12 protein-coding genes are annotated in these 13526 nt (G+C 71.5%); 6 read left to right on the top strand and 6 right to left on the bottom strand.

What is annotated here, in order from left to right; all coding sequences use genetic code 11:
* Nucleotides 1–141: 141 nt before the first annotated feature.
* Together ABD329_RS19415 and ABD329_RS19410 are read right to left on the bottom strand one after the other, a co-directional pair.
* Nucleotides 142–645, bottom strand: a complete 504-nt coding sequence (locus ABD329_RS19415; RefSeq protein WP_198282385.1) for an ATP-binding protein — start codon at nucleotides 643–645, stop codon at nucleotides 142–144.
* Nucleotides 642–836 carry a DUF5999 family protein gene (locus ABD329_RS19410; protein ID WP_246619240.1) on the bottom strand — a complete coding sequence of 65 codons (195 nt, stop codon included), beginning with the start codon at nucleotides 834–836 and terminating at the stop codon, nucleotides 642–644. The genes ABD329_RS19415 and ABD329_RS19410 overlap by 4 nt, the downstream gene beginning before the upstream one ends.
* A gap of 365 nt (nucleotides 837–1201) precedes the next feature.
* Between ABD329_RS19410 and ABD329_RS19405 the strand changes: the two genes are divergently transcribed.
* Together ABD329_RS19405 and ABD329_RS19400 are read left to right on the top strand one after the other, a co-directional pair.
* On the top strand, nucleotides 1202–3574 hold the full coding sequence (locus ABD329_RS19405) for an ATP-binding protein (protein ID WP_198280438.1): 2373 nt from the start codon (nucleotides 1202–1204) through the stop codon (nucleotides 3572–3574).
* 234 nt (nucleotides 3575–3808) lie between these two features.
* The gene (locus tag ABD329_RS19400) at nucleotides 3809–5773 is read left to right on the top strand and encodes a pyridoxal phosphate-dependent aminotransferase (RefSeq protein ID WP_198280443.1); all 1965 of its coding nucleotides are present in this window, start codon (nucleotides 3809–3811) and stop codon (nucleotides 5771–5773) included.
* Nucleotides 5774–5791: 18 nt separating this feature from the next.
* Here ABD329_RS19400 and ABD329_RS19395 read toward each other — a convergent pair whose 3' ends face one another.
* Nucleotides 5792–6262 carry a hypothetical protein gene (locus tag ABD329_RS19395; RefSeq protein WP_198280439.1) on the bottom strand — a complete coding sequence of 157 codons (471 nt, stop codon included), beginning with the start codon at nucleotides 6260–6262 and terminating at the stop codon, nucleotides 5792–5794.
* 213 nt (nucleotides 6263–6475) lie between these two features.
* On the opposite strand from ABD329_RS19395, the gene ABD329_RS19390 reads away from it, so the two are divergent.
* Both ABD329_RS19390 and ABD329_RS19385 read left to right on the top strand, forming a co-directional pair.
* Nucleotides 6476–7336 carry a Scr1 family TA system antitoxin-like transcriptional regulator gene (locus tag ABD329_RS19390; RefSeq protein ID WP_198280440.1) on the top strand — a complete coding sequence of 287 codons (861 nt, stop codon included), beginning with the start codon at nucleotides 6476–6478 and terminating at the stop codon, nucleotides 7334–7336.
* Between the two features lie 5 nt (nucleotides 7337–7341).
* Nucleotides 7342–7578, top strand: a complete 237-nt coding sequence (locus tag ABD329_RS19385; RefSeq protein WP_198280441.1) for a DUF397 domain-containing protein — start codon at nucleotides 7342–7344, stop codon at nucleotides 7576–7578.
* Nucleotides 7579–7639: 61 nt separating this feature from the next.
* On the opposite strand, the gene ABD329_RS19380 is transcribed toward ABD329_RS19385, so the two are convergent.
* Together ABD329_RS19380 and ABD329_RS19375 are read right to left on the bottom strand one after the other, a co-directional pair.
* Entirely contained in the window at nucleotides 7640–8794 is a 1155-nt protein-coding gene (locus tag ABD329_RS19380; RefSeq protein WP_198280442.1) for a M20/M25/M40 family metallo-hydrolase, read from the bottom strand.
* A gap of 53 nt (nucleotides 8795–8847) precedes the next feature.
* Nucleotides 8848–10515, bottom strand: coding sequence for an AbgT family transporter (locus ABD329_RS19375; RefSeq protein WP_306420214.1), 1668 nt, complete (start codon nucleotides 10513–10515; stop codon nucleotides 8848–8850).
* 81 nt (nucleotides 10516–10596) lie between these two features.
* Between ABD329_RS19375 and ABD329_RS19370 the strand changes: the two genes are divergently transcribed.
* Together ABD329_RS19370 and ABD329_RS19365 are read left to right on the top strand one after the other, a co-directional pair.
* Nucleotides 10597–11610, top strand: coding sequence for an Lrp/AsnC family transcriptional regulator (locus ABD329_RS19370; RefSeq protein ID WP_198281280.1), 1014 nt, complete (start codon nucleotides 10597–10599; stop codon nucleotides 11608–11610).
* Nucleotides 11611–11684: 74 nt separating this feature from the next.
* Entirely contained in the window at nucleotides 11685–12095 is a 411-nt protein-coding gene (locus tag ABD329_RS19365) for an SRPBCC family protein (protein WP_198281281.1), read from the top strand.
* A gap of 37 nt (nucleotides 12096–12132) precedes the next feature.
* Here the strand turns inward: ABD329_RS19365 and ABD329_RS19360 are convergent, their stop codons facing one another.
* A complete protein-coding gene (locus tag ABD329_RS19360) occupies nucleotides 12133–12966 on the bottom strand; it encodes an MOSC domain-containing protein (RefSeq protein WP_198281282.1) in 834 nt (277 codons plus the stop codon).
* Nucleotides 12967–13526: the final 560 nt, after the last annotated feature.

Here is a 13526-nt window from a genome sequence, read left to right as displayed (position 1 = left end):
CCGATCCGTCATCGAACAGCGAAGCCCGGAGACGGAAGGCGTGGTGAGGGCGTTCACCATTCCGTCTCCGGGCCGTTCGGTATCACTGTGTGGGTACGAGGCGTGAAGTCGTCTATGGCATCTCCCTTCGTCGGCGAACGTTCACGGGGTCGTTCGGGCCGCTTCCAGGGCGGCCTCCAGGGCGACGGCGGGCGGGTGGAGCTCGAACCAGACGACCTTGCCCGCGGCCGTGCGGGTGGATCCCCAGCAGCGGGAGAGCAGATCCAGCAGGTGGAGCCCCCGCCCGCCCTCGTCATCGCCGCACGCCCGGCGGACCCGGGGCTGCCCCGGGTCCTCGTCCGCCACCTCGCAGCGGAAGGCGCGGTCGACGGAGCACAGCGAGAGCGTCAGCCGGATCGGTCCGCCCGCGTGCCGCAGAGCATTGGTGACCAGCTCGCTGACGAGCAGTTCGGCGTCGTCGGCGAAGTCGTGCAGCATCCAGGCCGACAGCTGGGCGAGCGCCAGCCGCCGGGCCGTCGGCACCGAGGACGGCTCGGAGGGCAGCAGCCAGGACGTCCCGCCGCTGGTGGCCGGTGGCCGCGGGTCGGGGCGGCGCTCGGTGCTCATCGGGGAGCCGTGCGCGAGGATGAGGGTGGTGGCGTTCATGCTGACGGGTCGAGGCTGGTCCGGGGCGCGGGGATGGCGCGCCCGTCGGGAAGGATTTCACCCGTGTCCGCGAAGATCACCACTCCGTTGCAGAGCAGGCTCCAGCCCTGCTCCGGGTGGGAGGCCACCGGACGGGCCGAATCATGATCCGGCGCGTCGGCGGGAGGACATGGGGGTTGATGGAGGCACATGGTCCGAACCTTCGATCTTCCGCCATAGGGGGCGGCGGAACTCACCGAGACCACCATCCTGGTCAGGCGCGGCCGGACGCGGCGAGGGGAGATATCCCCGCATCGGTACCCGTCCCGCTCCCCTCCCCCACCGGGCGGTCACGCCCGGGCGTCCACCCCTCACCCCAAGTGAACGACGGCCGGGCGACCGCCTCTCTCCCCCCGGTGAACGACGGCCGGGCGTCCTCCTCTCTCCCCCCGGTGATCCCCGCCCGGCGCTGCCCGGGGTCTGTGCGGCGGCCCCCGGCCCGGGCATAGCCTGGAAACAGGGCTTCGGGCCCGCGCGGGCACGGGTCCCGCCCGCCCGAAGCCAGTGCGAGGCATCGATGGGTGCGGTGGCGACAGGCACCCCGACCGGGCGGCAGACAGTGCGGCTGCCGGCCGAGGTGACGAGTTTCGTGGGACGTCGGCACGAGGCGGCCGAGGTCAAGCGGATGCTGTCCGCGTCCCGGCTGGTCACCCTCACCGGGGTCGGCGGGGTCGGGAAGACCCGGCTGGCGCTCCGGGTCGCGGACGAGGCGCGCCGGGCCTTCCCCGACGGGGTCTGGCTGGCCGAACTCGCCGAGCTGGACAACCCCACGCTGCTCGCCCAGGGCGTCACCGAGGCGCTGGAGATACGCGACCACTCCTCCCGCCCGGCGATGGACATCCTCGTCGACCACCTACGGGACCGGCAGGCCCTGATCGTCCTCGACAACTGCGAACACCTGCTGGAGGAGTGCGCCCGGCTCGCCGACCGGCTGCTGCGCGCGGCCCCCCGGCTGCGGCTGCTGGCCACCAGCCGTCAGGCGCTGGGCACCGCCGGTGAGCAGAGTCTGGCCGTGCCCACGCTGGGGCTACCGGACCCCGAGGGGCCGCGGCCGTCGCTGGCGACGCTCGCCAGGTGGGACGCGGTACGGCTGTTCGTCGAGCGGGCCGCGGCCATCGTGCCCGGGTTCGAACTCAGCGAGGACAACCGGGACGGGGTGGAGCTGGTCTGCCGCCGGCTCGACGGCATCCCGCTGGGGATCGAGCTCGCGGTCGTACGGCTGCGCGCCCTGTCCGTCCAGCAGCTGCTGGACCGGCTGGACGACCGGTTCCGGCTGCTCACCACCGGCTCCCGCACGGTCCTCCCCCGCCACCAGACGCTGCGGGCGCTGATCGACTGGAGCTATGAGCTGTGCACCGAGCGGGAGCGGCTGCTGTGGGCCCGGGCCTCGGTGTTCGCCGGAAGCCTGGACCTGGAGGCGGCCGAGGCGGTCTGCTCGGACGAGGGCATCGACCGCGAGGAGATCCTGGACCTGGTGACCGAGCTGGTGGACAAGTCGGTGCTGCTCAGGGAGGAGCACCCGACGGCGGTGCGCTACCGGATGCTGGACACGCTGCGCCAGTACGGCCGTGAGCGGCTGGCCGCCTCCGGGGAGGAGGCCGTACGGCTGCGGCGCCACCGCGACTACTACCGCGGGCTCGCCGCGGACGCGCGGGCGGCGCTCTTCGGACCGGCCCAGGTGCAGTGGTTCACCCGGCTCCACCTGGAGCACGCCAATCTGCGCACCGCCCTGGAGAGCTGCCTGGCCGAGCCCGAGCAGACCGCATACGGCCTCGACATGGCCGCCGATCTGCTCTACCACTGGATCACCAGCTACTACCTCGGCGAGGGCCGCCGCTGGCTGGACCAGGCCCTCGCGCTGTGCACCGAACCCGACGGGGCACGGGCGCGGGGCCTGTGGACCGACAGCTGGCTGGCCGTCATCCAGTCCGACACCGACGCCGCCGCGGCCATGCTCGAGGAGAGCCGGTCCCTCGGCACCCGGCTCGGCCTGGAGCCGGTGCTCGCCTACGCCGCGCTCTACTCCGGCATGGTCGCCATGTACCGGGGCGAGACCCGGTCCGCGATCGCGCTCTACGAGGAGGCCGTGACCCGCCATCGCGCGACCGGCGATCCGGTGGGGCTGGCGCTCGCGCTCATCCGGCTCTCGCTCGCCCACTCCTTCATCGGCGACTCGCCGCGCGCGATCGCCCTGGGCGAGGAGTCACTCGAGGTGTGCGACGCGTACGGGGAGGGCTGGCACCGGGCCTACACGATGATGGCGCTCGGCGTGGACGTCTGGCGCCAGGGCGACACCGCCAGGGCGGCCGCCCTGGAGAAGGAGAGCCTCACGTTCAACCGCTCGCTGGACGACCCGCTGGGCGTCGGGGTCAACCTCGAGGTGCTGGCCTGGATCGCGGCCACCGAACAGGACCACTCACGGGCGGCCAGACTGCTCGGCGCCCTGGGGACCCTCTGGCACGCCATCGGCGCCCCGCTCTCCGGCTACGGACACCTCGTCCACTACCACGAGGAGTGCGAGGCCGCGGTCCGGCGGGCCCTGGGCAAACCGGCCTTCAACGCGGCGTGCAGACAGGGCGCCCGGCTGTCCTACGCCGAGGCGCTGGAGTACGCGCTGGAGGACGAACTGCCCAGCGGGGAGGCGGCGGGCGGGCGGCCGTCGCCGCTGACGCCCCGGGAGTCCGAAATCGCGCGGCTGGTCGCGCAGGGGCTCAGCAACAAGGAGATCGCCTCGTCCCTGGTCATCGCCCAGCGCACGGCCGAGGGCCATATTGAGCACATTTTGAGCAAGCTGGGTTTCACCTCGCGTGCGCAGGTGGCGGTCTGGGTAGCGGAACAGCACCGCACCACCGAGGCCGATGGCGAACGCCCGCCGGAGGATACGGTCTGAAGGCCGCGCCGACATTCTCAAGGGGCAAGGGGCGGAATTCTATTCGAGACCGGAGCAGGTGTCCCGGAAGTTTTCACAACCCCCACGAAAATCCTCGCCCGCCCCGGCTTCGAGAGATCATGCGTCAGGCTCGAGGGACGAGCCGCAACGGCCGTGTCAGTGCGTCGACGCGGCTCATGCGACCGAGGAGGTCCCGCCGTGACTGTTGCCGCAGTCGGCAATACCGGTGATGCCATGGAGCTTTTCCGTGGCACCGCCCACAGCCCGTCGTTCTTCGCGCTCAACCGCGCAGGGGTCACGGGTGGCGGACAGGAGCTCGTGGACTTCTGCATCCCCTGCAATCCGTACTTCCCCACTCCCGCGATGTTCGCCGTGATGGCGGTCAGGCTGCGGGACATCCTCACCTACTACCCGAGCTCCGCGGAGACCATCACCGCCGAACTCGCCGATGTGCTCGGGCTGCAACCGCAGACCATGGCGATGGGCAACGGCTCGACCGAACTCATCACCTGGATCGACCATCTGCTGGTGAAGGAAAGCCTGGCGGTGCCGATTCCCACCTTCGGCCGCTGGACCGACCAGCCGATGGAGACCGGCAAACGGGTCGATATGTTCCAGCTCCCGGAAATGAGCGGATTCGCCCTCGATCCCAACGCCTTCGTCAACTTCGTACGCTCCCGGGGCTCCCGGGTCGCCGTGATCTGCAATCCCAACAACCCCGACGGCGGGCTGGTCTCCCGCCAGGCCCTCATCGGCATCATGGACGCCCTGGCCGACCTCGACCTGATCGTGATCGACGAGTCGTTCCTGGAGTTCGCGGACGCCGAGGCGTATCCGAGCGTCGTGGACGAGGCCATCCTGCGCCCGAACGTGATCGTGCTGCGCAGCCTCGGCAAGAACTTCGGGCTGCACGGGGTGCGCTTCGGCTACCTGGTGGCCAATCCGTCGCTCGCCGTACAGATCCGCTCCCGGCTGCCGAAGTGGAACCTCAACTCCTTCGCCGAGGTCATCGTCTTCATGCTGAAGCGGTACCGGCAGGAGTACGTGGAGAGCCTGCGCATGCTCAGCCGCGACCGGCAGCAGATGACCACCCAGCTGGCCGGGCTGCCCGGGATGACGGTCTTCCCCTCCCAGGGCAACTTCGTCTTCGTCAAGCTGCCGGCCGGGACGGACGGCGGCTGGGTCCGTGACCAACTGCTGTCCCAGCACGGTGTGCTGGTGCGCGAATGCGGCAACAAGCTGGGCAGCAGCAGCCAGTTCATGCGGTTGGTCGTGCGCTCCCAGCCGGATGTGCAGCGGCTGCTGACCGGGCTGAGCACGGTGCTGTACGGAACGTCCTTCTACGCCCCGCAGGTCGGCTGGGACCAGCAGCCGTCGCTGTCCTCGGGGTACGCGGGGTACACGGGGTCCATCGGGGCCCTGGAGTCCAACACCCCGCAGGCGCAGTTCATGGACTACTCCTACCAGCAGCCGCCCCAGCTGCCCGCGGCGCCGATGGCGCAGGAGCCCCAGCCGATGTACTCGGCGGCCGCCCTTCCGGCCCCGCAGGGCGTCTCCGGCGACCCGTACGGGCAGGCGTCCTTCGCGGGCGCGGGTGCGGGCACGGGCGCCTCGCCGGGGTACGTCCAGCAGCAGCCGCTCCCGGAGCTGTCGCCCGCGTATGTCGCCACTCCCCCGGCCCAGCCGCCCCTGTACCAGGCCCCGGCCGCGCTGCCGCAGCCCCAGATGGTCCAGGCCTCGCAGCCGCAGATTCCGCAGCAGACACCGCCGCAGCAGTTCCAGGCCCCGCAGCCGCAGCCGGTCCAGAGCCAGGCGCCGTTGATGCGGATGGCGCCCCAGCCGCAGAGCGCGCAGTACCAGGGCGTCCAGGCGCAGACCTCCCAGATGCCGGTGGTCCAGGCCCAGGTCCAGGGCGTCCAGGGGCAGGGGACGGCGGCGTACGCCCAGACCCGGCCCGAGGAGACGACGATCGACCAGATCCCGGTCTACGGCCAGCAGGAGACCGGAATGCCCGAGCCGTCGCCCATGGAGCGGACGCAGGCCATGACCTACGACCCCGCCGAGCTGAGGGCCGCGGCGGCGGCAGCGGCCCCGGTCATTCCGCTCAGCGAGCAGGACGACGACCCGACCGGCCAGACCCCGGCGATGAAGCGCTATCCGCGCCCCGCGGCGTACCTCCAGGACGACTCGACCGCGTGACCGGGCTCCGCCACCGGGTCATGACCGCCGCACCCGGTCGTCGTACGGCCAGGCCGGGGAGACCCCGGCCGCCGCGCAGACCGCGATGTGCAGCAGCAGGGGATGGGTGTACGGCTCCCCGTCGGCCGGCCAGTGCACCACACCGGGCTCCGCACTCCCCGTGGGGCCGGTCCGCCGCCCGGGTGGGCCGGCCACCATGGCGCCGACCGCGTAGACGGCCGGTGCGGGCCAGTCGAGGCCGACGTCCGAATGGGGCGGCACGATCCACCACCAGCACCCGGCGCCGGTGAGCACACATCCCGCCCGGGGCAGCAGGGCCATCACCCCGGGGCCGTGCCGCTCGGCGATCCCCACCGCGTCGTAGGCCCGGTCCGTCCGCAGCCTCGAGGGCAGTTGAAGGCGGTGGCGGCCGGTCACCGCACGGATTCCCCGCCGGCCGAACCGGCCGCGGACGAGGCCGGTCAGCGCACCGGCGAAGGCGTACGTCATCTAGGGGCACTTCACAGAGGTCGGGCCGATGGTGCCTGCGGTCGCCGCGGCGGAGCGCGGTAACGGGATCATGCCGCAACTATGCGCACCGCCGGGGACACTTGGCAAGGCTCACTCTGAATTGTGCAGAGTCGTCAGTGCAATGTGTCCGTTCCGCACTGGCCATGGCACACTGCGAACATCAGCGTTGGGGAGGGTCAGGGAGGGATTCAGGTGAGCGAACCGCGGTCGGCCCCGACCGTGGGCCAGGTCGTCCTCGGCAAGAGGCTCCAGGATCTGCGGGAGAAGGCGGGGTTCAAGCGGGACGAGGCGGCCAGGGTGCTGCGGGTGGCGCCCGCCACCATCCGCCGCATGGAGACCGCCGAGGTCGCGCTGAAGGTCCCGTATGTGCAGCTGCTGCTGGACGCCTACGGGGTCACCGGTGAGGAGCTCGACTCGTTCATCACCCTGACCGAGGAGGCCAACAAGCCGGGCTGGTGGCAGCGGTTCCACGACATCCTGCCGGACTGGTTCAGCGTCCACGTCAGCCTGGAGGGCGCGGCCGAGATGATCCGGGCGTACGAGCCGCACTTCGTGCCCGGGCTGCTCCAGACCGAGGACTACGCCCGCGCGGTCATGCAGACCGGCGCCGTCGGCCAGGCCGGTCCCCGGCGGGCGGAGCGCCATGTGGCACTGCGCATGGAGCGGCAGTCCCTGCTCACCCGGCGGGATCCGCCCCGGCTGTGGGTGGTGATGGACGAGACGGTGCTGCGCCGGCGGGTGGGTTCGGCGGCGGTGATGCGGCAGCAGGTCGACCGGCTGCTGGAGGCCGTGGAGATGCCGCACATCACGCTACAGATCTCGGAGTTCACCTCCGGGCACCATCCGGGCACCTATGGGCCCTTCGTCCTCTTCCGCTTCGCTGTACCCGAACTGCCGGACATGGTCTACGTGGAGTACCTGACCGGCGCCGTCTACCTGGATGAGCGCATCGAGGTGGCCTCCCACCTGGAGGCCATGGACCGCATGGCGGCCCAGGCGGCAACCGCACGACGCACAAAGGAAATCCTCCGGGATTTCCGCAAGGAGCTCTGATCGGAATGGATCGCATTCACAACGGCATGCGCGCGAGCGACCTCGGCAGCGAGGGCTGGCAGAAGCCGTGGAGCGGTGGCAACGGCGGCAACTGCGTCGAAGCCATGAAGCTGGACGACGGCCGGGTCGCGATCCGTCAGTCGACCGATCCGGACGGTCCGGCGCTGATCTACACCCGCAACGAGATCATCGCGTTCATCCAGGGCGCCAAGGCGGGCGAGGCGGACTTCCTCGTCTGCTGACGCGGCCCCCGTGCGCCGACGGCCACTGGGCCGTCGGCGTCGGCGTGGCGCCGGTGTGCCGTTATGTGGCGTCGGCCGCCAGTGCCCGCAGCAGACCGATGGTCAGCGCGGTGCGGGCCGGGATCGGGGCGAGCACGGTGTGTTCGTGGCGGGCGTGGGCGCCGGAGCCGAGGGCACCGAGCCCGTCGAGGACCGGACGGCCGAGCGCGGAGACGAAGTTGCCGTCGCTGGCGCCGCCGACCGCGGTCTCCTCCAGCTCCCAGCCGTGTTCCGCGGCGATCGCGTGGGCCTGCTCGAACAGCCGGCGGGACGGGTCGTTCGGAACCATCGGCGGACGGTTCCACTCACCGGTGACGGTCAGCCGCACCCGCTGGTCGGAGGGGGCGAGGGCGTGCAGCGCGGCGTCGATCCGCTTCATCTCCTCCGGTGCGGCGATCCGGATGTCGATGCCGCAACTCGCCTGTGCGGCGATCACATTGCGCCCCGTACCGCCTTGGATCAGCCCCACGTTCACCGTGGTCCCCCGCTCCGGGGCGCTGAGCGCGGCGATCCGCGGGACCACTTCGGCCAGCGCGTGGATGGCGCTCGCGCCCGCGAACGGGTCGAGACCCGCGTGCGATTCGATGCCGTGGGCCGTCACATCGAACAGCCCGACGCCCTTGCGCGAGGTCTTGAGCGCCCCGTCAAGCGATGCCTCGAAGACCAGCGTGGCCAGGGCGTCCTCGCTGAGCCGCTCGATATGGCGGCGGGAGGCGGGGCTGCCGATCTCCTCGTCGCCGTTGAGCAGCAGCCGCACCGAGGGGTGGGGAAGTTCCAGTTCGCGCAGCAGCCGCAGGGCCCAGACGGCCTGCACCAGGCCCGTCTTCATGTCGAAGACACCGGGGCCGCTCGCCCGGCCGTCCTCGACCTCGAAGGGCCATTCGGTGAGCGTTCCGGCCGGCCACACCGTGTCGTAGTGGCACAGCATCAGCACGGTGCCGGGGGCCGTGCCGCGATAGGTCAGGGCGAGCACATCGCCCCGCGGTCCGCAGTCGTGGCGCTCGGTGCCGTCCGGCTCGCCGAGCCGGTCGACGACCCAGCCGCTGATCGTGGCGAGTCCCGCGTCCAGCAGCCGCTTGTCGTTGCTCGGCGTCTCCAGCTCCACCAGCGTCCGTAGGTCTTCGATCATCTCGGGCAGCGCCTGGGCGGTGGCGGCGGCGAGGTCGGAGGGGGTCATGCGATGAGGGTCCTTCCCGGGGGTGGCGGGGGGGGTGAGGGAGCGGCTGGGGATCAGCGGACGGGCGCGCCGGGGCCGAGCGGAATGCCCAGCGCCCACCAGACGTAGAACAGCAGGGTCCAGGCCACCAGCATGGCCACGGACAGCGGCAGGGTCAGCGAGGCGAGGGTGCCGATTCCGGCGGAGCGGCGGTAGCGCTGGAGGAAGCCGAGCGCCATGACGAAGTAGGCGCTCATCGGGGTGATGGCGTTGGTGCAGGAGTCGGCGATGCGGTAGACGGCCTGGGTGGCCTCCGGGGGGATGTGCAGCAGCATCAGCATCGGCACGAAGACCGGGGCCACCAGCGCCCACATGGCCGAGCCGCTGGTCATCGCCAAATTGATCACCGTGCACACCACCACGATGCCGATGAAGGCGACCGGGCCGGTGACCCCGAGGTCCTTGAGCAGATCGGCGCCGCGGATGGCGAGCACCTGGCCGACGCCGGTCCACTTGAAGTAGGCGAGGAACTGGGAGATGGCGAAGAACAGCACCAGGATGGGGGCCATCTCCCGCATGCCCTGCGCCATGAAGTCCGGGATGTCCCGGCCGCCGCGCACGGTGCCGGCCGCCCGCCCGTAGACCGCGCCGAGCAGGGCGAAGAGCAGTCCGAGCACCACGGCGATTCCGGAGAGCACGGGCGATTCGACGATGCTGCCGCCCTCGCCGCGCAGCGGTGACCCGGTGGGGATCATCGCCACCACGATCACCGCGAGGTAGATGACGAGGGCGACGGTGGCGCGGCGCAGCCCGCGGCGCTCCTCGGGTGCCAGGGTGAGCTCGACGTCCCCAGTGGTTTTCGCGGTGGCTTCCCCGTCCGCCTCCTCGGGCTCGGGCGGAAGCGCCGCCACCCGCTTCACCAGCACCTTCTCCGTGACCAAGGTGATCACGGCGGCCAGCACCACCGAGGAGGCGAGGGAGAAGAAGTAGTTGGACAGCGGGGTGACGACATAGCCGGGGTCCACGGTGTGCGCGGCGGCCGTGGTCAGCCCGGACAGCACCGCGTCCATCGGCGTGATCAGCGGGCTGGCGTCATAGCCGGCCGATACGCCGACGAACGCCACCACGATCCCCAGCAGCGGGCTGCGGCCGACGGCCCGGAAGGCCAGCCCGCCCAGGGGGACCAGCGCCACATAGGCGGCGTCGGAGGCGATGTGGGCGACCATCGCCGTGAAGGCCAGGGCGAAGGTCATCCAGCGCGCCGGGACCTTGGCCACACCGGCCCGCAGCATCGCGGCGAGCAGCCCCGACCGGTCGGCGACGGCGACACCGAGCATGACGACCAGGATGGTGCCGAGCGGTGGGAAGGTGGCGTAGTTGGTGATCGCGTCATTGATCATCGAACGCACGCCGTCGACCGAGATCAGGCTGCGCACCGCCACCGTCTTGCCCCCCGCCGGGTCGGTCGCGGAGACATCCGCGGTGGCGAGCCCCCAGCTGATCAGCGCGAGGAAGGCGCTGAGGATGGCGAACAGCCAGAAGGGGTGGGGAAGCTTGTTGCCCGCGCGCTCGACGGCGCCGAGCACCCGCAGCAGCGCGGACAGCGCCGCCGAGGAGTCCCCGGGCGCGTCGGGGGGCGGTTTGCCGGGGGTGTTGTCGGGTGTGGTCGTGGTGTCGTTGGAACTCACCGTCCGCACTCCTTCGTCGACGACGCAGTAGTGGTCGTCCATTAGAGAAGGCATGACGGAATGAGGCAAGTAAAAGAGTTGTTACGCAAGAATGATTCACGCATGGAGCACCAATCGCACGATAGATTCGTACCCATGGCAGCCGTTCCCTCCGCACCTCCGGTGCTCGACGACGCCGACCTCGACCTGGTGGCCGCCCTGCAAGTGGCGCCGAGGGCCCCGCTGAGCGCGCTGGCCGAGGTGCTCGGCAGCTCCGCCAGCACCGTCGGCCGCCGGCTGGCCCGGCTCGCGGAGGAGCGGCTGCTGCGGGTGATCGGACAGGTGGAGTGGCCGATGCTGGCCGAGGGCAACCCGATGCACATCTGGGTGGCCACGGCCCCGGGGCAGGCGTGGGAGGTGGCGCGGCAGCTGTCCGAGCTGCCCGAGATCCCGTTCGTCGCCACGACCACGGGCCGCGCGGATGTCTACTGCTCGCTGCACGCCACCCGGCGCGACCGGGCGCGTGAGCTGCTGACGACACGGATCCCGTCCGTCCCCGGTGTGCGGTCGGCCCATACCGAGCTGGTGCTGCGGGCGACGGCGAAGTCCGACTCCTGGCGGCTGCGGCGGCTGGACGACGCCCAGGTGCGGGCGTTGCGGGAGGTCGCCGATCCGGTGGAGGAGCCCACGGCCGTCACCGGGTTCGGCGACGACGAGCTGCGGGCCATGGAGCTGCTGCGCCGGGACGGCCGGGCGAGCGCCGCCGATGTGGCGCGCGGGCTCGGCATCAACCGGTCCACCGCCTACCGGCTGACCCAGTCGCTCCTCCAGCGCGGATTGGTGCGGCCCCGCGTGGAGATCGAACCGGCGCTGCTCGGCCATCCGCTGGAGGTCGTGATCGAGCTGCATGCCGCACCCGGGGCGATCCAGGAAGTGGCCGACGCGCTGGCCCGGCACCCCTCGGCGCGCTATGTCTCGATCGTGGCGGGCACCTCCTCGGTGATCCACCACGGGGTGTTCCGGGACGAGGACGGCCTGGCCGAGCTGCTCACCCGCGATCTGGCGACGCTGCCCGGCATCACCGCCTGCGAGGTGTCGGTGGTCCTCGATGTGCTGCGCCGGTACTGGATCGGCCGGGAGGACGGAAGACTGCTGGGCCAGGACCGATGAGTTCCGCGCGGCGCGCCGGTCTGATGGTGAAACAGGGGACGGCGCCTTCCGCCCCCGCTCACCGAGGAGACAGCATGAGCAGCGACGAGATCACCATCAGCCGGGACCTGGACGCACCGCGCGAGACGGTGTGGCGGGTGTGGACCGAGCCGGAGTACTTCGCCCGCTGGTTCGGCGCCGCGCCCGAGTCCGTCGACCTCGACGTCCGGCCGGGTGGCGCCTGGAGGGCGACCGTCGCCACGCCCGCGGGCGAGATGCCGATGCGCGGTGTCTACCGCGAGGTGGTCGGCCGGGAGCGGCTGGTGTGGACGCTGGACCTGCCGCAGGGCGCGATGGAGATGACCGCCACCTTCGCCGATCTGGACGGCGGCCGGACCCGGGTGGTGCTCAGGCAGCCTGCCCCGCCGCGGGAGCAGTGCGCCCAGGCCGAGGAGGGTGCCGCCCAGCTGCTGGACGCCTTCGCCAAGGTGCTCGCGTCGGTCTGAGCGTCCGAGCGCTTCCGGTCACGCCCCCGGCGGCCGGTCACTCCCCCGGCGGCGGCCCGTCCCACTCGATGACGTCCACCTCGTCGCCCACGGCCAGTTTTCCGGCGCGGATCACGGAGAACTGGCAGCCGAACAGGGTGGCGCCGCCGGGGCCGCGCCGGTAGCCGGCCATGGTGCGCAGCGGTTCGGGGCCCGCCTTGACGCCCTCGCCCTGATCCACCGTCGTCACCACGCACCGGGCGGTGTGTTTGGCGAAGCCCAGCTCGGCTCCGCCGATGGTCATCCTGCGGACCCGGTCCTCCCGATGGGGTTCGTGCCATCCGCCGAGCACGATGCCGGGGCGGAAGCGGTTCATCGGCAGGGGAGCGCCGCCCGCCCCGGCGATCCGCTCATTCAGCCCGTCCAGGCTGGCCCGGGAGACGATGTGCACCGCGGCGCTGTCGGCGTAGCCACAGGTGCCGGGGATCCAGCCGTCGGTCACCCGGTCGTGCTCCGGGGGGACCCGCACCAGCCTGCTCGGCGCGCCCAGGAACCGGGAAAGCCACGTGGCGGCGTCCTCACCCTGGTCGATGCCGAGGTAGGGCGTGTCGAACACGGTGACCTCGCGCCGCGCGGAGGTGGTGTCGATGTCGATGGCCACCTCGTCCTCGCCGGGTGCGGACAGGGTGAGCCGGGCGCCGTGCGGGTCTATGGCGGGGCGGATGACGGCGAGCCGGGGATCCCGCCGCTGAGTGCGGCACTCTCCGTCCTCGCCGATGACCATGAAGCTGCGGTCGTGTTCCAGACCCGCCTCGGTCAGCAGCGCCTCGGACAGAGGAACGCCCGCGCAGCCCTTGATGGGATAGCAGGTCAGCTCGACGACGGTGGCCACGCGAGCACCTTATCCCAGGGGTGGCGGCGTCTCCGAGCGGCCGATCGGGGCGCTCATTCCGCATCGCCCGGTGCCCGACCGGCGTTTCATGGCACGGCCCGGCTCCGCCATGCGCCCCCGGCCCGGCGTCCAGCGGCAGGGCGTAGCGCCGAGTACGCCGAATGATCCACCGCGCACGGCCGGTAACCACCGGTATACGCCGTAGGCGCGCTGCGCCTTCCGCCGGCCGGAACCCAAAACAAACCGTTTCCAGGGAGCGGCGGGTGAGGCCGCGGGAAAAGCGCGGCCCCCGGCGCCGCACGGGGTCCCGGACAGGCGGGGTGAAGGGTGATTATTCCCGGGGCCGCTCCTGCGAGCGACCGGAAGGGAGGAAGTCGATGTGAGGCAATGATATGCGCGGCGGCGCGGTTCCCGCTATACACGGGCGGCGTGATTCTCCGCCAGTTCCGCGCCGCCGTGACGACCGGCCCTTTTCGGAGAACTGCCGCGGCGCACGGGCGGCCGGCGAGGCGATGTCCGACAAGAGATACGGTAAACGCCGAGTCAAGTCCGTTCCGGGC

This window comes from Streptomyces javensis (genome assembly GCF_039525925.1).
GTDB lineage: Bacteria > Actinomycetota > Actinomycetes > Streptomycetales > Streptomycetaceae > Streptomyces > Streptomyces asiaticus.
The sequence above is the reverse complement of the archived record's forward strand: the minus strand, read 5'-3'. Positions and strand labels throughout refer to the sequence as shown.